12 protein-coding genes are annotated in these 19,799 nt (G+C 48.9%); all 12 read right to left on the reverse strand.

Going from position 1 to position 19,799, the window contains the following annotated elements:
• Positions 1–11 precede the first annotated feature (11 nt).
• The 12 genes from ORJ00_RS03915 to ORJ00_RS03970 all read right to left on the reverse strand — a co-directional run bounded on the left by ORJ00_RS03915 (position 12) and on the right by ORJ00_RS03970 (position 19,713).
• Positions 12–1,502 (reverse strand): PAS domain-containing sensor histidine kinase, encoded by a 1,491-nt coding sequence (locus ORJ00_RS03915; RefSeq protein WP_306139044.1) that lies wholly within the window; start codon positions 1,500–1,502, stop codon positions 12–14.
• The gene (locus ORJ00_RS03920) at positions 1,499–2,314 is read right to left on the reverse strand and encodes an alpha/beta fold hydrolase (protein ID WP_306139045.1); all 816 of its coding nucleotides are present in this window, start codon (positions 2,312–2,314) and stop codon (positions 1,499–1,501) included. Before ORJ00_RS03920 ends, ORJ00_RS03915 begins: the two co-directional genes overlap by 4 nt.
• A gap of 91 nt (positions 2,315–2,405) precedes the next feature.
• Positions 2,406–5,180 (reverse strand): FAD-binding and (Fe-S)-binding domain-containing protein, encoded by a 2,775-nt coding sequence (locus tag ORJ00_RS03925; protein ID WP_306139046.1) that lies wholly within the window; start codon positions 5,178–5,180, stop codon positions 2,406–2,408.
• Positions 5,181–5,284: 104 nt separating this feature from the next.
• Complete coding sequence (pelA, locus tag ORJ00_RS03930; RefSeq protein WP_306139047.1) at positions 5,285–6,445, reverse strand: pectate lyase; 1,161 nt, start codon at positions 6,443–6,445, stop codon at positions 5,285–5,287.
• On the reverse strand, positions 6,445–9,453 hold the full coding sequence (locus ORJ00_RS03935) for a TonB-dependent receptor (protein WP_306139048.1): 3,009 nt from the start codon (positions 9,451–9,453) through the stop codon (positions 6,445–6,447). The genes pelA and ORJ00_RS03935 overlap by 1 nt, the downstream gene beginning before the upstream one ends.
• Positions 9,454–9,615: 162 nt before the next feature.
• Positions 9,616–11,241: an NADP-dependent glyceraldehyde-3-phosphate dehydrogenase gene (locus tag ORJ00_RS03940; protein ID WP_306139049.1), complete on the reverse strand. Its 1,626-nt coding sequence runs from the start codon at positions 11,239–11,241 to the stop codon at positions 9,616–9,618.
• A 423-nt stretch (positions 11,242–11,664) separates the two neighbouring features.
• Positions 11,665–12,621, reverse strand: coding sequence for a sugar kinase (locus tag ORJ00_RS03945; RefSeq protein WP_306139050.1), 957 nt, complete (start codon positions 12,619–12,621; stop codon positions 11,665–11,667).
• Between the two features lie 11 nt (positions 12,622–12,632).
• Entirely contained in the window at positions 12,633–13,289 is a 657-nt protein-coding gene (gene eda / locus ORJ00_RS03950; RefSeq protein ID WP_305976958.1) for a bifunctional 4-hydroxy-2-oxoglutarate aldolase/2-dehydro-3-deoxy-phosphogluconate aldolase, read from the reverse strand.
• 2 nt (positions 13,290–13,291) lie between these two features.
• Positions 13,292–14,776 (reverse strand): mannitol dehydrogenase family protein, encoded by a 1,485-nt coding sequence (locus ORJ00_RS03955; protein ID WP_305976957.1) that lies wholly within the window; start codon positions 14,774–14,776, stop codon positions 13,292–13,294.
• 182 nt (positions 14,777–14,958) lie between these two features.
• On the reverse strand, positions 14,959–16,383 hold the full coding sequence (gene uxaC, locus ORJ00_RS03960) for a glucuronate isomerase (RefSeq protein ID WP_306139051.1): 1,425 nt from the start codon (positions 16,381–16,383) through the stop codon (positions 14,959–14,961).
• A gap of 50 nt (positions 16,384–16,433) precedes the next feature.
• Positions 16,434–17,990: a UxaA family hydrolase gene (locus ORJ00_RS03965; protein ID WP_306139052.1), complete on the reverse strand. Its 1,557-nt coding sequence runs from the start codon at positions 17,988–17,990 to the stop codon at positions 16,434–16,436.
• A gap of 277 nt (positions 17,991–18,267) precedes the next feature.
• Complete coding sequence (locus ORJ00_RS03970; RefSeq protein ID WP_306139053.1) at positions 18,268–19,713, reverse strand: glycoside hydrolase family 28 protein; 1,446 nt, start codon at positions 19,711–19,713, stop codon at positions 18,268–18,270.
• Between the last annotated feature and the right edge of the window lie 86 nt (positions 19,714–19,799).

A 19,799-nucleotide genomic window follows, 5' to 3' on the forward strand; every position in this document is an offset into this window, starting at 1 on the left:
GACAAGTTACGTCAGCCCTCATTTTTTAACAGTGCCAACACAGTGGTAAACCAAAATGTCGCACCGCCGTCTTCACTCTTCTGATAGCCAATATCACCACCCATTAACTCTGTCAGCTGTTTACAAATAGACAAACCCAGCCCTGTGCCCTCGTATTCGCGGCTTATACTGTCATCTTGCTGCCTGAACTGGCCAAACAAGAATGGAATAAAACCGTCAGCTACACCAGGCCCTTGATCGGTAATACTGACTTTGACAAAGCCAGCTAACATTTCAGTCTCTATTTTTATTTCGCTGTTGCCAGGGGAAAACTTTTTTGCGTTTGAGAGTAAATTAGACATAATTTGCAAAAAACGGCAGGCATCTGTCTGCACCAGCACGTCAGACACGGGCAGCTCCAACACTATTTGTATCTGTTTTTCCGGCAGGTAATACAACTGTTCATCGATTGCCTGTTGTAACAAGCCAGCTAAAGATTTCGTCTGTAACTGCACAGATACTTTACCGGCAGTCAGTTTTGAGAAATCTAAAATATCGATAATCAGCTGCTGTAACCTGTCGGCATTTTTTACGGTAAGGTCGAGCAGTTTTTGGCTCTGCGCCGTGTACACAGACTTCTTATCAAAGCTTAACAACTTAAGCGCGCCAAGAATCGAGGTCAGCGGCGTTCTGAGCTCATGGCTGATATTGGCAACAAAGTTATCTTGCAGCGCCTGATATTGCTTACGCTGTTGAATATCCGTGACGATAACAATATAACTGAGCGATTTTAGTGTTTGCTGTGGTGCCAAGCGCCTTAACTGCAGTTGCACCGCAATATGGCGACCATCATTTAATCGCAGCTCTGTTTCAACATCGTGCTGGGCGGCACTAAGCTCATTGCCATTAGACTCTGCGGGTAATGATAAGGTGTGCAGTATGTCATCGGGTTTACTTAACCAGTCAGTTATCCGGCTTTTCGTCAGCGTCTGCGCTCCTGCACCAAAAATTAACTCAGCGCCAATATTGGCAAATTCAATACTGCCCCCCGCAGACAGCGCCAAAATGCCGACATCTTTTACGCCATCCAGTACCGTTTGCAGAATTTTCCGATCAGACTCGGCAGCTCTGGCGAACTCCTGCATTTGCTGCCGGTTTTTCAATAACTGCTGTTCAAATTCGGCTCTGTGCTGTGCCGGCAACATCACCCAACGGTAGCAAGCCTTATCACCAAACATACCTTGCTGGGCATTTAGCAACATTGGAATTTGTAATGCAGCGGCCCCTTTTACTTGCAGATAAATTTCTTTAACCACACCTTCGTTACGTAGCATGGGTAAGATGTGCGTTTGCAAAAAAATCTGCCCCGCACGGGGCAGAAGCTGCTCCAGCCGGTCAGGCAGCGCCGCTGCTGTTAAACCAAACGCCGTTTGCGCCCATTGATTAATAAACAACATAGCCCCGCCGGGATCCGTCACTATTACCGCGCAAGGTAACGCATCCAGTTCAGCCAGGTGGTTCAACAGTGTAATTCCTGCTGCAAAAAGTGTTGCATAGCGTCAATCACTAACGCCGGATGGCTCATATGCGCAGCATGCCCTGCCACATCAAGGATAACAAATTGACTGTTTTTGATTTGCTGGTGCACAAACTGCCCCACGGCAACTGATGCCAGGGCATCCTCTTTGTGCTGTAATATCAATGCTGGCACTGAAAGCTTTGCAAAGTCAGCTCTGTTATCAGCAAAAAAGGTAGCTTGTGCAAAGTGCCTGGTTATAACGGGATCGGTAGAACAAAAGCTGTCAGAAAGCTGGCCAGCAATAATAGGATCTGTGCCAGCGCCAGCAACAACCGGCGCCAGATAGTTAGCCCAGCCAAGATAATTTTGGTCCATCAGTTCAATCAAACCGGCTAAATCTTCTTGCTCAAATCCGCCTGCATAATCAGGTGGCATATTTAAAAAACACGGCGATGGGCCAAGCAAAATCATTGACTTAAACAACCCTGGCCTGCGGTTAGCGGCAAGAATGCCAATGCTGCAACTGACTGAATGCCCGACAAAAATAATATCGCCAGTGAGTTCAAGCGCATCGCAAATTTCAAGTATATCGTCAGCATAGCCATTTAGGTCGGCGTAACGCGAAAAACTGTACTGGCTGATGTCTGACTGGCCGCTACCGACAAAATCAAACAACACTTGCCTGCTGCAATGCTCAAAGGCTGGGGTAACTGCGGCCCACATGGCCTGGCTGCAGCCGAAGCCATGGGCATACATAATAATGGGCGCGCTCTTAGAACCGGTGATTTTTACATTGTTTCTTTGCAATACATTCATAAAGCTCTCCGAAAGGGGCAGATAAGCGCAACCTTAAGTAACAGCAAAAGAGCACAAGGTTGCCACTAAGATGCAGACACTCTGAATATATCTACTTCAGCACCTGTTTGCCACCAAACTGGTCACTTTGTTTATCCAGCAAATACATAAGATGCTGATATTCAATGCTACTGTGGTGCGATAAACCAATTTCACAGGTACGGCTGCTTGATACCCCTTGTGAGCAACCACTTACCTGCAGCTTTAAGCCAGACAACGCCGAAGCATTTAATTGTGGCAATACAAAACCTTTATCACCGGCAAAACCGCAACAACTTATGCCTTGTGGTACCACCACCTGATTACTGCAAGCGCTAAGCAAAGCCTGTAACTTTTGTGCCTGGCCCAACTGGCTGGCACTGCAGGTAATATGTAATGCTATCGGCTTAGTTAGTGGTGTGAGACTGAGTTTGGGCAACACCTGATCATGCAAAAAATCGACACTGTCGATAATGTTTAATCGACTATCTAGTTGCCCCTTTAAAGTTAAGCTGCATGGGCTACTGTCAGAAAAAACCGGCCATTGACCATTATTGCTTACCTGCAATAACCATTGTTCCAACTCTTGTTGTTTTAAACTGCCCACGGCAAACTGGCCTTTAGATTGAAACGGCATACCGCAGCATTGTTGGTTAATACCGTCTGGCACAATTAGCTGATAACCGGCTTTTTTAAGTAAGTTGGCACTTACCTGCTGCAAGGTGCGAGGGTCTTGGCTAGCAACCTGCGGTGCCATCACCCGGCCCGCGCAACTGGCCAGATAAATCACAGGTTGTAAGTTGGCATCTGCCGTCTTGTTATCCACGCGATTCACGCTGTAATTTGCCGTTGGCATTGCAGAATGCCAAAATGGCACCAATGCACTAAATCGCCGGCCAATGCTCAAACCAAAACGCGCCAGGGTGGACACCGCGGCAAAATGCCGGGCCAAGAACGCGGCAACACTACGCCATTGCCGGTTATTCACCGCCCGCAGCTGGCGGGTTAAATCGCCGGTATTAATACCCACCGGGCAGGCGCTACTACACATCCCACAGGCAGCGCAGGTATCATTACCCTTATATTGATAAGACTGCTGCAATATGCGCAAACGCTCAGGTTCATCGCCGCTACGTTGTAAGCGTGATATTTCCCGCTGCGTAACAATACGCTGGCGTGGTGTCAGTGTTAAATTTCGCGACGGGCAAACTGGTTCACAAAAGCCGCACTCGATACATTTGTCTACCAAGTGGTTTGTTGCCGGTAATGGTTTTAAATTTTGCAGGTGTAGCTGCGGATTATGGCTTAACACCACATCAGGATTAAGAATATGCTGCGGGTCAAGTAGATGCTTAATCCGCCACATTAACTGATACGCCTCAGTGCCCCACTCCAACTCAACAAAAGGTGCCATATTGCGGCCAGTGCCATGCTCGGCTTTCAAAGAGCCGCCAAACTCTGTGGCAACTAAGGCGGCAACATCTTGCATAAACGCATCATAACGGGCCACCTGAGTCGCATCGTCAAAGCCTTGGGTAAATACAAAATGCAAGTTGCCTTCCAGCGCATGGCCAAAAATAATCGCCTCGGTGTAATAGTATTTATCAAACAACTGCTGTAAGCGGGAAACCCCCTCTGCTAGTTGCGCAAGGGGAAAAGTCACATCTTCAATAATCACCGTAGTGCCGGTTTTACGCACCGCACCAACGGCCGGAAATGTGCCTTTGCGAATAGCCCATAGTTGGTTATATACCCCTGGATCACTGCTAAATGCAACCTGCTGCTCCAGCTCAAACTGTGGCAATAACGCAGTTAGTTGCAGTAGTTGTTGTTGCAATAAGTTGTTACTGGCAGCAGTACTTTCTATTAAGAGCGCACATGCGTTATCTGATAGCGTGCTAACCCATGATGGCATTCCTGCTTTATTTTGCACTGAGCGCAGGCTGCGCCGGTCCAATAATTCAACCGCGGACACCGGGGCAGTTTTAAGTACACTCACAGCGCGACAACAACTTTCTACCGTTGGAAAAACCCATAATGCACTGGCCCGATGCGGATAATCAGGCACCGTGTTATAAGTCACAGCACTAATAAACCCAAGGCAACCTTCAGAACCGACCATAAGGTGCGTTAAAATATCAATGGGATCAGTAAATTCTGTCAGCGCGTTGAGTGAAAAACCGGTGGTATTTTTTAACCGGTATTTATGCCGGATTTTATCTGTTAGCGCTGTGTCAGCACGGGTTTGTCTGGCTAGTAATTCAAGCTCAGCCAGCAAGGCGCTATGGCTGAGCTTAAAGGCAGTAATGCTGGCAGGGTCTTCCGTGTCCAGCACAGAACCGTCAAACAACACAACGCGCATTGCCGCCAGGGTATTAAAACTGTTATGGGCCGTGCCACAACACATGCCACTGGCGTTATTGGCTACGATACCGCCGATTTTGCAGCTGTTAATTGATGCCGGATCGGGGCCGATTTTACGCTGAAACTTGGTTAAAGCGCGGTTTGCCTGCGCACCTATCACGCCAGGTTGCAGGCGAATTTGTTCACCTAAACCGCGCACCTCACGTTGCTGCCAATTTTCGCCCAGCACCAATAACACAGAGTCTGTGACTGCCTGACCGGACAAACTGGTGCCGGCTGCACGAAAGGTCAGCGCCACTTTATATTCGTTAGCCAGCTTTAACAGCGACACCACTTCGGCTTCGCTTTCTATACGCAACACTAATTTCGGCAGCAGTCGATAAAAACTGGCATCAGCGCCGTAAGCCAAAGTAGCAATAGGGTCGTCAAAATAACGCTCAGCGGGAATGAGCTGTTTAACGGCCTGAATAAACTGCGCGTGCATGCAAACCTCTGGCGATAAAACACTTCAATCAGATTAACTGATAATACGGCATTCGCCGACAGCTCGCATAAACATTTTTTCAAGCCTATTATTTTGCGTATAAATTATTCATCAAATATCTTGTCATATTCTGCCAAAAATTTAGCCGCTTCAGACTGGTACCAGCCATAACCCTGCTGGCGTTCCAGCGAAATTTGGCTGACATCAAGATAGGTTTGGCCATCCCGGTCAAAAAACACCGGCACACCAGTGTTAATGTCATAAAAACGCGCCCATACCACAGCACCGGGTTTATCAATCAGTTTTAAACCGGTGTCATCACGAAAACGTGCTTTGTCATTTATCTGATGTTGCTGTAACCAGGCTGCGGCACTGGCTAAACTGGCTTTTACCCCAGGATAGCCGGCGACATGGCGCAACAGTAATTGCAATAAGTGGGCACTTTCACTACTCACCAGCGCAATTTGTTCAAACTTGCGTGCTGCAACCGGTACTCCTGTTAGCGGATGATGTTGCGCCGTCCAAACTGTCCGCTGCCCCTTTAGGTTAACTTGCTGTGCTAATAACCAGTCTACCGCCAAAAAAAATGCGTGCTTGGCTTGCTCGCGCAGCGCAGGGCGCAGCATGGCGTACTGTTTATCATGTGCAACCTGCCATAAAAGCTGCATACTTTTGTACATAACATCATCATTTAGTGTAATGGCATCATGATAACCACCACGTAATGGATAACTCTGCGGAAAACCGCCATTGGGATATTGTGCCTGCAGTAACAATATGACACCTCGCTCTAGCGCTTCAGTAATACGGTCACGTAGCATCAGGCTTGCCTGCGGATAATATTGTGCCAGCCAGCCAAGCTGCGTTGTGGTTGCGCCATTATCAAACGTAGGCACGTATGCCGGTTCACTACCGTAGTATTGGCCGCTTTGTCGTTTAAGTGACATATCAGTGCGTTTACTCCAGCCCCCAGAGGGTGTTTGGAAACTGAGTACTGCCTCTGCTTGCTCATCATTCTCAATACGACTTAAGCCAAAGTCAGGGTGTTTTGCCGCGATGTTTGGTGTGAGTAATGCTTGCTGTTTTACTTCTGCGTTAAGTTGCTGCAGATCTTGCTGCAAAAGCGCGCTGGATCGCTGCAAATACTGCTGCCAGGCAGGCGGTAACGACTGCCCCTGCCAGTAATCGGTCGCCCAAACGGGCGACCCAAGCAGCACACACAACCCAAGCAGCATTTTGCCAATATGGCTGTATGTGCTTTGCATTAGAACGTCCCTCTTACACCCAACAAGAACTGACGCCCGGTTAACAGATACTCATAAGGCCGCGGACTATATACATCACTCCACTGAGTTGACGCCGCATTGGTTAAATTAATAGCTTCAAAACTCACTGAAAGTGTGTCACTGATTTTATAACGTGACGAAAAATTCAGCTGTGCTTTGTCATCATAACCACGGCCAAAAGCACCTTCATCTTTATACTTATTCAGATACTCCTTAATATAACCCTCGCGGAAATTATACGAGAAACGCGCACTGAAATTGTCATGCTCGAAATACAACGTGGCGTTGTAACTGGTTTGTGACGTTTCCTCTGCCAGTAAACTGCTTACCTGCCCTGTTAGCGGATCCTCAATGTCCCGTTCATAATCAATCCAGGTATAATTAGTTTGCACCCCAAATCGGTTAAACGGCTCTGGCAAAAAGTTAAACGGTTGCTGATAAATAAACTCAATCCCCAGTACTGACTCTGCCGGTGTATTAAGCAACTGCGTGACGTCCCAGGTAACGGTTGCCGGATCAATATCTCCCAAATCGATACCCAGTTGTGCCAGTTGTGCTGCACTAAGCACTTCCTGACTTGAGCCTTTGGATAACCCGGTAATATCTTTGTAAAATACCGATATCGCTAACAACGACTCTTCATCAAAGTACCACTCCAACGCCACATCAACCTGATCAGACTCATATGGCCGCAGTGTTGGGCCAGCTCCTAGCTGCATGGTTGCTGTGGGGTCATTGCTATCCGGTTGATTTACTTTTATTGCAGACGCCAGGTCAGAAAGTGCAGGCCGGGTTATAGCTTTCGCCATACTAAAGCGGCCGACAATGTCGTCGGTTAAGTCATATGCCAAGTTTAAGCTTGGCAAGAAATCTTTGCCGCTGCTGTTTGTGTAGCGCCAGCCATAACCGCTAGCAAAGTTGGCGCCTTCGCCCCGTCCTGCGGTATAACCATCAGCATAAACATGGTCCAGATTAATAATACCGGACGTATTGCTGTTATCTAAATAGCGGCCACCGATGTTACCCCGCAGTTCGCGGTCAAACAGCTCGGTACGAAAATCCAATTGCAGGTAGACACCTGTCACTTTTTCTTCAATATCATAGGTGCTGTTAAAGCGCTCTTTCGCGGTAAAAAACGTTTCGTCAGAAAATGCCGCCAGTACTTTCTGATAATCAGGCGTTAACCAGCTTGCTGATGACAATGCAGAACTGCCAGGCACATTGGCAGCATTGCCAAAATATTGCCCCGCTTGTGCCAACGTTAATGCATAAAGTGCGCCTGCAGTACGGCTTTCATCCAGCGCTTGTACCCACTCTTCTGAAGCTGGGCCACTTGTTTTGTTGGTGTCCATATTAAGCGCTTTCCAACTGGTGTCACGTTGCACGTTAGCCGTGCTAAACACTCGGTGGTTCAGGCCCCATTTCAGCACCAGGCTATCGTTTATGTCATAAGCAAAATCGAGTGTTAAATTCGTATTTTTGCTGTTAATTTGCTGATTTCGATTGCGTACCAGCCCTAAACTGTATAAATCCGGGTTTAGCATCAACTGCTGTAACTCAGCCTTGCTGTAATCAGCACCAAACGCCTGCCCAGGTGCAAAAGCAAATGACGGGATGTCCAGATTTAGACGGCCAGCGCTAAGGTCGCTGCCTTGCTGAGAAATTAACGCCACCGGATCTATGCTACTGTCAAAGCTATAGGCAAAGGTGGAGTCAAAACTGTCCAGCGCAAAGGTACGCTGGTATGGAATGTCTAAATCTGACTTACCTACCCCGGCCAAAAAACTGATATTAAGTGCATCGCTTAGCTGCCAATCTGCTGAAAACGTTAACTGGGTAAAATCAGAGCTGGAGACATCTTGCCGTGCCTCAGAGCGCAATGGTACCCCAGACAGCGTCGCGGCCACTAAGGTGTTATTGCTATCCACCACCAGGTTTTGCGCATACACGTTGGTTTTACTGCTAACATTGTTGCGTAATAAAGCGGAGTACTGGAACTCATCCATGGTGCTATCAAGTTTGGCATGTAAGATATCAACATTTAGCAGCAGGTCATCAACGGGCCTAAACTGAAATGCCGCTGTTACCCCTAAACGGTCTTGCTGTTTATTAAAAATGGAATAGCGTGGAATACGAGGTATCCAAATGCCTTCCATATTTTCATTAGTGTAAACCCCGTTTGGCGACAGCTGCGTAACCGGTTTGGCTGTAAGCTTATTGTTTGGATCGTCTTTAGCCCATGCAGGATGATTCAGACTCCAACGTCCGGTAGTGCCACCTTCACTTTGCACTAAGCCCTCAGAATATGCCGCTGACAGCAATACACCAAAGCGATTGTCCCAGTTTTTACTAAACATCAACGAGGCTCGTGGCGTGACTTCGTCTGCCACATCGTTGTAACGGCCATTCAGGTTATAAGCAAACTTGGTATCCTGATACTGAAACGGCCGTGCCGTTTGCAAATTAACATTGCCGGAAATACCACCATCTTCCAGTTCCGCAGAAACAGTTTTATTGATATCAATCTGGGTAAATAACTCCGATGCAAATACATTAAAATCAAATGCGCGGCTTTTGTTAGAACCACCAGCAGCATCTGTAGCAGCCCCGGCTGAAGCAGATTCCATACCATTAATGGTGGTTTTGACAAAGGTCGATCCCAAACCGCGTAAACTAATTTGCCGTCCTTCACCGGCATCTTGTTCAATGGCAATACCGGGTACCCTTGCCAAACTGTCTGCCACATTTAAATCAGGAAACTTACCCAAGTCTTCTGCCAGTATTGTTTCTTTGGAACCGACCGCCTCCCGCTTTGACATCAGTGCAACATTGAGGCTACCACGAAAGCCTGAAACCTGAATAACTTCAATATCATCTTGCGCGTTCTTTGATTCTGCTACCTGATCTTGCGCCATTACCCACGATGTAGGTGCTAACGCCAGCATCACTGCCGTTGCTAGTTTGTGATAGTTAACTATTGTCTTCATATACCCCGTTCTCCTTATTATTATTTCATTTTTGATTACCGGTGTGGCGTGGTGTATCCCCAGCCTCATCACTGCAAACCAAAATGCCACCGGTAGCATTTACAGGTAAATTTTTCTTATATTAATAAACCACCCTGCGGCATATCAGGTTGGTGTGCCGACTCAAAACAAAAAATCCGTTGATAAAAAGTGTGAACTGCGCGCCTTTACCATCTGTTTAACAAAGTCGATATCGCCATCCTGGTACTTGGCTGCCACTAAGGTGGGTGTAGAAAACTGCCGCAGCGCATCAACCACCGACAGCGTCCCTTCGGCTGAGTCTTTGCGGCCATTAAATGGAAAGCTGTCCGGCCCTCGCTGACATTGGCTGTTAATATTAATCCGCCCAACCTGATTAGCAAAAATGTCTACCAGCTCGCCCACTTGCTGTGGGTCTTGCCCAAAAATACTCAGCTGCTGGCCAAAGTTAGCATTAACAACATAATCTATCACTTCGTTGATATCGTTATAGGGCACTACCGGCACCAGCGGGCCGAATTGCTCCTCGTTATATAGCCGCATACTGCTGTTTACCGGATACAGCAGTGCAGGGGTAAATAAGGATGCACTCGTTTGCCCTCCGCCCGGGTTTTGCAGCTTGGCGCCTTTGTCTAGTGCATCTTCAAGGAGCTGTGTCAGGAACTGCGTTTTACCGGGCTCCGGCAATGGCGTTATCGCCACGCCTTGTTGCCAGGGCATACCGGCTTTTAACTCGCTGATAGCGCTTGAGAGTTTATCTACCAGCTCGGCAGCGCGGCTTTGCTGCACAAACAGAATTTTTAATGCCGTGCAGCGCTGACCGTTAAACGACAAGCAGCCTGCCACACATTCTTTTACCGTACGTGCCATATCGGCATCAGGCAAAATAATGGCGGGGTTCTTGGCATCCAGCCCCAGCACTGCACGCAAGCGGTGAGGCTTGGGATGCATACGCTTTAAATCACTGGCACCTTTGTTAGTGCCGATAAAAGCAAACAGGTCTATTTTGCCACTTTCCATTAGCACGCCAACGGTTTCACGGCCACGACCGTAAATAATATTAATTACCCCTGCTGGAAAGCTTTGCAAAAATGCCTGCAACAATGGCTGAATAAGCAGTACGCCGTATTTTGCCGGTTTAAAAATCACAGTGTTACCCATAATCAGCGCCGGAATTAAGGTGGTAAAGGTTTCATTTAGCGGATAATTAAACGGCCCCATACACAGCGCGACGCCTACCGGCACACGGCGGATTTTACCCAGGCTGCCCTGCTCAATAATAAAGTGGCTGGCGTCTCTGTCCTGTTGTTTTAATGCCGCGATGGTATCGCGGATATAATCACAGGTACGGTCAAATTCTTTTGCCGCATCAGGGTAGGTTTTGCCGATTTCCCACATTAGCAAGCGAATAACTTCATCACGCTGCAGTTGCATTAAAGCAAGGAATTTCTCCACATGCTGAATGCGCTCCAGTACCGCCATGGTTGGCCAGGTGCCACGGCCTAAGTCATAGGCTTTTACTGCGCTATCGAGGGCTTTTAGTGCTGTTTCACCATCTAATAATGGCGTATGGCCCAGCACCACTTGCTGCAGTGCATCGCCCTCGCGCTGCTCGTCGCGAATATAAATCGGGCTAACAACCGGGCTAAGTTCGCCCTGCCACTGCACCAACTCGCCATTGAGTAAATAGTCGCGCTGGGTTATCTCGCCTTTATGGGCAAACTCTGCCGGTATATCAGCGGCTTGCGGAAAAACTGTTGCTAAACTCATGCCTTGCTCCTTCTAACACTTATTGACTTGGTTGTTAGTCAGGGTCAGATGCGACGCTTGTCCGGCTTGGGCCGGATCTTGTTCTTTGTTTCTACATTTTTGTGCTGTTAACTGTTTCCGGTTGCAACACCCGATGTGCTCGCCACAGCAACTCGCTCGCTTTCGCTCACTCAGACACTCTGTGGCTGTGCGCTTCGGGGTTCCAACCTGCTTCTGACGTTTGCCGCAGTGAGAATCGGTTTGCTGTAAGCTGACCGTTGAAGGCATGGATACCTGACAAATTCGTCCGGAACGAATTTGAACAGCTCCGCTGCTCCAACGGACAAACTTCTCGGATGAAGTTTGTAATCGAGCCTACAGGGACGTATTCACGGCGTGTCAGCGTGAGCAAACCGGTTCGTGCCGAAACCACTAAACCCGTGGCTACTTCACAAACACAGACGGCCGGTTCTGCGCCCAAAAGCCGTTAAAGTGATCTTTGCTGACAATAGCGCCAGTGTGTTCCACCACAAAGCCGGCCAGCCGGGCAGCAAACTTCACCGCATGCTGCGGCGCTATACCACCTAACCGCGCTGCCAGATAACCGCCGTTGAACGAATCGCCGGCTGCCGTGGTGTCTACTACTTTCTTCACCGGATGCGCCAGCGCAGTAAAACCCTGCTGCTGATAACGGCCGTTAATGCCGTTTACACCGTCTTTAACAATAATCTCGGCCACACCCAGCTCAGTAAGCTGCCCCAGTAAATCTTGAGTCGTATTAGCTTCAAACAGCACACGGTGGTCATCCAGTCCAGGCAGAGCAACATCTGCTAATTTATACGCTTGTACAAAGGCGAGTCTTGCGGCATCAGCATTAGGCCACAACGCCGGACGGTAATTCGGGTCAAACACAATTTGGCTGCCATCGGCTTTTAGCTGCTGCACAAGCTCAAACAGTTCAGCGCGATCGGCATCAGATAAAATCGCCAGCGTAATACCAGAGAAGTAGAACATATCGCAGCCTTTGATAGCGTCATAACTAAGCTGCTGCTTAAAACACTGTAAGGTTTGCTTCGCGGCTGAGCTGTCTCGCCAGTAGACAAAACTACGTTCGCCAAACGCATCGGTATTGATCATATATAGGCCTGGCCGGGCCGTTTTGGTACGTAGCATCAGGCTGGTATCAATTTTCTCACGCTCGACCGCACGTACCAGCTTGTCGCTGATAAGATCAGTACCTACAGCCGTAAAAAATTGCACATCCACGGCCTTTTCGCAGGTACGCTTTAAGTACACGGCGGTATTAAACACGTCACCGGCAAAATTTTGGTGATAAACGCTATCAACAAGCTGGTACAGCTCAACCATGCACTCACCCATAATGACAATACGTTTGCTCATCGCTATGCTCCTTAGGCTGCGGATTTAGTGGTATTGGCTATCGCCGTAGCGTCGGCGGCCAGAGCGGTTATCTGGTGCCATTGCTGTGCTTTGACCATAACAGAAGGTGACATCCAAGAACCACCCGCCACAAAAACATTTGGCAGCGCTAAGAATTGCGCCAGGTTAGTCTGACTGACACCGCCGGTGGGACAAAATTTAACCTGTTGAAATACCCCACTCAGTGCTTTTAGCATCTCAATGCCACCAGATAAGTGCGCAGGGAACAACTTCAGCTCCCGCAATCCAAACTCATAGGCCAGCGCAACCTCAGACGGTGTGGCTACGCCGGGCGCCAATGGCAAGCCTGTGTTAATCATGGCTTCAAGTAAGGTTGGCGTGCTAGCCGGGCTAACCAAAAACTGGGCGCCGGCATTTTTGCATGCTTTAGCATCATTAGCCGACAATACGGTACCGGCACCGACCAATAAATCGGGTAACGCCGTGCGAATCGCCGTAATGGCAGCCAAGGCCTGACGCGTACGCAACACTACTTCAACTGAACCTATGCCACCGTCTTGCATCGCCTTGGCTATCGCCACGGCTTCATGCGGCGTATCGGCCTGAATAATAGGTAATAACGACGGCCCTTTAATCACAGACGACAGTAACGGAGGTAAAGACAACATTATTAAGCAACTCCTGCAAATGAAGCCAGCGCCGTCGAGGGCTCTGACACTAACTGCTGATAGGCAGCGTGTACTGCCGAGAAAAACGTTTTATTTAAGCTAAGCTCAGCCGGAAACACCGCATCTACGGCTAAAAATAGCGCTACATCAGTATCGGCTTTGCCACTGCACTGCGCTGCGACTGCCAGTAACGGTTCAGCCAACGGGTCAACCAGCTTCTCGCTATCGTTGAAACGCTTAACAATAAAACGACACCAGGCGGCAATGGCAAAAGCTAATTTATCGATAGGTTTGCCTGCAGCTAAATTGTCGCTGATGGCAGGCAAGATACGCATAGGCAGCTTTTGTGAGCCATCCCAGGCAATTTGTGCCAACAAATGCCGAATTGCCGGATTACGAAACCGCGCCAGGATGTCTTCACTGTATTGCTTAACATCCAACTCTGCCGGTGCGTTAAACGATGGCATAATTTCATTTTTAAGCATTTGCTGAATAAATTCGGTCAGTGGCTTATCTTGCATCGCGTCAAATACGGTTTCATACCCCAGCAAACAACCAACATAGGCCAGCGTTGAATGTGGTGCGTTTAGTAATCGCAGCTTGGCTTTTTCAAACGCGGTGACATCCTGGGCATAAATTACCCCCGCCTGCTGCCAGGCAGGTCGGTCAGCAGGCAACACATCCTCAATAACCCACTGCACAAAGGCTTCGCGTTTAATAGGCCAGTTATCTGTTACACCAAGCACATCAGCGACTTGTGCTTTAATAGCGTCGTCAGTGGCCGGTGTGATGCTGTCAACCATAGTGCAAGGGCTTATTAACTGCTGCCTAAGCCAGTTAGCAATAACCGGATCTTTTTGCTCGGCAAACGCAATTAACGCTTTGCGCAATTTATGGCCGTTGTCGGTTAAGTTGTCGCAGCTAATTACGCAAAATGGGGCGATATTGGCCTGATACCTTGCTGCCAGTGCGGTAAACAGTAAACCAATTGCCGTTGTCGGCTGGCTATTGCCGGTTAAATCTTGCTGGATTTGACTGTGGCTTAAATCCAGCTTACCACTGCCATTTAAGCAGTAGCCTTTTTCGGTAATAGTCATGGTAACGTACTTAGTGCTGGCGGCGGTTAACCGCGACAATACCTGCGGATATTGCTCACTGGCTATCAATACCTCCTGCACTGCACCAATAACCTGATAGCTTTGCACGGCATCGAGCACGGCCAGTGTATACAAACCATCTTGCGGCATAAGCGCCTGACTGACATCAGGCGAGCGCATTGATACGGCGCTGATGGCCCAATCGCCACCAAATTGTAATGCCTGCTCGGTATACCAGGCTTGATGGCCCCGGAAAAAGGCGCCGGGGCCTAAATGCACTATGCCGATTTGCGGTTTTTGTTCGCCCAGCCGGTAAGCCGGGATTGGCAGTTTGCCGTTTAGGCTTGCCAGAGTTTGATTGTTAAGTTGTGTCATCAGTTTTTTTGCCATTTGATTTGGGCTCCGCGGTCAGACAGCACACAAAGACGTCGTAAATACGTCCATGTAGACTCCTCTGCCGCATCCATGCGGCAGAGGCTTTGTTTAGCTGTCTGCCCGCTGCGCTTTCAATATTGGTGCAACGTCCGCAAAGCAAAGCAACAAATTGCCCCGCTGTTAGGTTCTATTCAGCATCATTTCAACTGATACGCTTTCTTTACCAGACCGTAAGTCAGCTCGTAGGCCAGTTCGCCGGCTTCTTCTTCGCTTAAGCGGTGCTCAGCCACCAAGCCTGCCAGGAAACGGCAATCGATACGCCGTGCCACGTCGTGACGCGCCGGAATAGACAAAAATGCCCGCGTATCGTCGTTAAAACCTACAGTGTTATAAAAACCGGCCGTTTCAGTTACCTGATGACGAAAACGCAGCATGCCTTCCGGACTATCGTGGAACCACCAGGCAGGGCCGAGTTTTAATGCTGGGTAATGCCCAGCCAGCGGCGCCAGTTCACGGGCGTAGGTGGTTTCATCAAGCGTAAACAGAATGATGTTTAAGCCCGCTTCGTTACCGTATTTTTGCAATAGCGGTTTAAGTGCCTGCACGTACTCAGTTGGGCTTGGAATATCTGCGCCTTTATCGGCACCAAAGCGCTCGAATATCACTTTATTGTGATTACGGTGCGCGCCGGGGTGAATTTGCATCGTCATGCCATCTTCCAGGCTCATGCCCGCCATTTCAGTTAGCATTTGGCCGCGGAATAATTCGGTTTCAGCTTTTGAGGCACTGCCGGTTAAACAACGTTGAAACAGTGCAGCAGCGTCGTCCATGGCCAGATCTGCAGTAATCGCCGTTGGGTGACCATGATCTGTTGCCGTGGCGCCATGCTCGCGAAATACTTGCCGGCGTTTACGCAGCGCTGCCAGGTAACCCTGCCAGCTGTTGGTGTCTTCGCCGGTTATTTCACCTAATTTCGCTACGTTAGCGGCAAAATCGGCGCGATCTGCATCAACAACATCGTCCGGACGAAACGTGGTGATTACCCGGGTTTCAAAACCACTGCCTTTTAACTTAGCATGGTGTTTTAAATCGTTAAGTGCGCCCTCAGTGGTAGCTATTAATTCAATATTAAAACGTTCCAGCAATGCACGCGGCTTAAACTCCGGTTTTACCAATTGCGCGTTAATGCTGTCGTAATAGAGATCTGCTGTCTCTTCACATAAGGTTTCAGTTAAACCAAATACGTCATGAAAGACGGTGTCTAACCAAATACGTGACGGCGTTCCACGAAATAAATAATAGTGCTTGGCAAAAATGTGGAAAATTTTGCGGTAGTCGCTTTCAACCACTACGCCATCTTTGCGTCTTATACCCAGCTCTTCCAGTTTAATACCCTGGCTGTACAACATGCGAAACACATAGTGGTCTGGCAGCAATAATAAAGCGGTAGCATTATCCCAGTTGGCATCTTCAGCAAACCAGCTTGGATCGGTATGGCCATGTGGGCTAACAATCGGCAAATCTTTAACTTGCAAATATAAGCGCCGGGCAATATCGCGCACCACCGGATCTGACGGAAACAAACGGTCTGGGTGCAGTTCAAAACGACGACTCTGTGCCATATTCAAGTCCTGTTCTATAAAGTATTTACGTTCAATTAATCAATTTAGTGTTACAGCGTGACGCCGTTTTTCCAGATCGCTATTTCGCGATTATCCGACACCTCATTACGTGTCAGCTTGCCTGAGGCAACATCAATCAAATAGCGGAAAAAGTCATAACTAAACTGTTCAGCATTCTGGTCTTTCTTTAACAAACCACCCGCGTCAAAATCTATCCACTGCGGTTTACGCGCGGCGAGAGATGAGTTAGATGAAATTTTTACCGTTGGCGCCGGAAAGCCCAGCGGGGTGCCTCGACCCGTGGTAAACAACAATAGCGTTGCACCCGCCGCGGTTAATGCCGTTGACGACACCGCATCATTACCTGGCCCTTCCAGCAGAGTTAAGCCACTTTGGCTTGCCGTATCACCATACCGGATAACCTGATTAACCACTGCCGAGCCGCCTTTTTGAATAGCGCCAAGAGATTTCTCCTCCAACGTGGTTAAGCCACCGTCTTTGTTGCCCGGGCTGGGGTTTTCATATACCGGCTGCTTGTTGTCGATAAAGTACTGTTTAAAGTCATTTACCAGGCTCACGATATCGCCAAACACCTGCTCGTTTTGCGCCCGTGCCATAAACACCTGTTCGGCGCCAAACATTTCCGGTGTTTCGGTTAATATGACTTTACCACTGCCTGCAGCGACCAAATCAGCCATTCTGCCCACTAATGGGTTTGCGGTTAAACCACTTAACCCATCTGAGCCACCGCATTTCATACCCACCACTAAGTCCGATATCGGGCAAGGTGTGCGTTTATCGCTGCGCATCTGCGCTATCAGCTCTTCAACTGCCGCTAAGCCCTGCTCTATTTCATCTTCCACCTGCTGGGCGTTAAAAGAGCGGATGCGGCTTAAATCGACACCCGGGCTGGCAGCAAGTAACTTACTTAATTGGTTATTTTCGCAGCCAAGGCCCATAACCAACACCGCACCGGCATTGGGGTGTTGAATAAGCCCGGCCAGCAAACGCCGGGTATGGTCTAAATCGTCTCCCAACTGTGAGCAGCCAAACGGATGGGTAAAGGCATGGATACCGTCAATCTCGTCGCCATACAGCTTGCGCGCCTGCTCGGCCACCCGCATTGCGGCGCGGTTAACGCAGCCAACGGTATTAATAATCCACAGTTCATTGCGGGTTCCTACTTTGCCATTAGCCCGGCGGTAGCCCATAAATTCCCTTGGTAAACCAGGCGGAAACGCCAACGGCTGCGCCTGACACCCATCAAAACGATAATTCACCTGCCCACTGAGCAAGGTAGCTAAATTGTGCGAATGGATATGCTCGCCAGCTCGAATATCTTTCGTCGCGGCACCAATGGCGAAGCCATATTTAATCACCGGCTCACCTTTAGCGATATCGATCAGTGCCACTTTATGCCCCGCGGGTACGGCTTGTTGGGCATTTAACGCTGCAAAAGGCACAGGCAAAGCAACCCCTTGTTCCAGCGGTTGCAAAGCCACTACCACGTTGTCACGTGGATGTACCTGCAACACTTGCAGCTGCTCGCCGATATCTGCCGGTGTGTCCAGTGTGATACTGCAACCGGTTTTTTGTTCTGTGCTCATATTCAGCCTTCCTGCACCTTGTCTAGCGGTGGCAAACTGTGATTAAAAAAACACGTTGTTCGGGACTGTAGCAGGTGGAAACCGGCTTGCCCTAAACCAACCGTTGAAGCTCTGGGGCCGGACAAATTCGCCAGGAGCGAATTTGAACAGCTCCGCTGGCCCAACGGGGAAACTTCACGGATGAAGTTTGTAATCGAGCCTACAGGGACGTATTCACGGCGTGTTGGTGTGGGCAAACCGGTTTTCGCCCCCGCGGCTGCAACCACACTCATACCCGTCATAATGTTAAAGCTTCGCCATTTAAGGTTAAATCTACCGCATCAATCTGCGCGACATTCTCCAGTACGCCCAAACTGGCGGTCTGGTTAAACTGCACATGGTGCAAGCTGACACCACTTATTGGTGCTCGCTCAAAACCACGCAATTCAAACGCCCGCTGTGCTTTTTGCACGCGTAAGTTGCTGATATGCAAATTCTTCACCTGCGGCAAATGGCTATCGGCATCACCCTCTTCGTAGAAAAAGTTAATCACGATAGCGTCTTTTACTTCGCCGATATCAATATCGCGGATAAATATGTTTTCAATTAAACCGCCACGCACCGAATTGGTTTTAATGCGAATACCGCGCTCTAAATCCGGGCTGCTCATACGACAACGACGGGCAAAAATATTGCGCGCACCACCTGATATCTCACTGCCCAGCACTACACCACCGTGGCCGGCGCGCATCATACAATCCTGGATCACCACGTTTTGCACCGGTGTTGCCAGGCGACGACCGTCATTATTACGGCCGGATTTAAGCGCAATACAATCATCACCGGTGTCAAATAAGCAGTTTTCAATTAATACCCGGTTGCTCGACTCCGGGTTACAACCGTCTGAATTTGGACCGTGGCTAACACAGTTTACACCGCGTACTATCACATCTTCTGACAACACCGGGTTTATCAGCCAAAACGGTGAATTGCGAATGGTAATACCTTCAATTAATACCCGCTTACAGCGATAAGGCTGAATGAATGGCGGACGTAAATAGTTTTCAGCAAACACACGATCGCTAACCTCAGCGCCAGCCTCAGCCATAGCAAACAAGGGATCGCGGGTATTACTCTGATCTGTCGTCGCATCTAATTGCCAGGGGGTATGTTTCCACTTGCCTTTCCACGGCCACCAATGCGTTACCGAGCCATTTCCCTCCAAAATACCCTCACCGGTTATAGCAATATTTTCTTGTTCAAAGGCATAAATCAGTGGTGAGTAGCCCATTAACTCAATGCCCTCCCAGCGTGTAAACACGGCGGGTAAATAGCGCTCTGGCTCGGGATAAAACGATAACACCGCATCTTTTTTCAGATGTAGGTTTACATTGGACTTTAAATGCACAGGGCCGGTATTAAAACGGCCAGCAGGCACCACGACTCTACCGCCCCCCGCTTTTGCACATGCGGCTATCGCTGCGCTGATTGCAGCACTGCTGTCTACCTGTGGTGAGGCAACGGCGCCGAAATCGGTAATAACAACATCACGTTTAGCAAATGCCGTTGGCGCGATACTGGCAATAATAGCATCGGCTTGCTGCCACAACGCTTCATCGGCGCGGTTACTGATCTCAATAGTTGAACGTACAACAGACGAGCAGCCGTTTAATGACCATAAAGAAAGGCCAATACCGGCCAGCCCTAGGGTTTTTAAATGTTGGCGTTTACGTCTGTCTGTCATGCAAAACCTCTTGTCCGTTGTGATCTACTTACGCGGCCTTTGGCGCAATTACTGTTTCACCTGCTACTATAATAACCAATTTGCCA

It is taken from the genome of Rheinheimera baltica, from assembly GCF_030731985.1.
In the GTDB taxonomy this organism is placed as follows: Bacteria; Pseudomonadota; Gammaproteobacteria; order Enterobacterales; family Alteromonadaceae; genus Alishewanella; species Alishewanella baltica.

Coding starts and splice junctions, on each gene's coding strand:
- ORJ00_RS03940 (WP_306139049.1), bottom strand. CDS start 11,241: ATGAGTTTAGCAACAGTTTTTCCGCAAGCCGCTGATATACCGGCAGAG.
- pelA (WP_306139047.1), bottom strand. CDS start 6,445: ATGCAAAGCACATACAGCCATATTGGCAAAATGCTGCTTGGGTTGTGT.
- ORJ00_RS03945 (WP_306139050.1), bottom strand. CDS start 12,621: ATGAGCAAACGTATTGTCATTATGGGTGAGTGCATGGTTGAGCTGTAC.
- ORJ00_RS03955 (WP_305976957.1), bottom strand. CDS start 14,776: ATGGCAAAAAAACTGATGACACAACTTAACAATCAAACTCTGGCAAGC.
- uxaC (WP_306139051.1), bottom strand. CDS start 16,383: ATGGCACAGAGTCGTCGTTTTGAACTGCACCCAGACCGTTTGTTTCCG.
- ORJ00_RS03925 (WP_306139046.1), bottom strand. CDS start 5,180: ATGCACGCGCAGTTTATTCAGGCCGTTAAACAGCTCATTCCCGCTGAG.
- ORJ00_RS03965 (WP_306139052.1), bottom strand. CDS start 17,990: ATGAGCACAGAACAAAAAACCGGTTGCAGTATCACACTGGACACACCG.
- eda (WP_305976958.1), bottom strand. CDS start 13,289: ATGTTGTCTTTACCTCCGTTACTGTCGTCTGTGATTAAAGGGCCGTCG.
- ORJ00_RS03935 (WP_306139048.1), bottom strand. CDS start 9,453: ATGAAGACAATAGTTAACTATCACAAACTAGCAACGGCAGTGATGCTG.
- ORJ00_RS03970 (WP_306139053.1), bottom strand. CDS start 19,713: ATGACAGACAGACGTAAACGCCAACATTTAAAAACCCTAGGGCTGGCC.
- ORJ00_RS03920 (WP_306139045.1), bottom strand. CDS start 2,314: ATGAATGTATTGCAAAGAAACAATGTAAAAATCACCGGTTCTAAGAGC.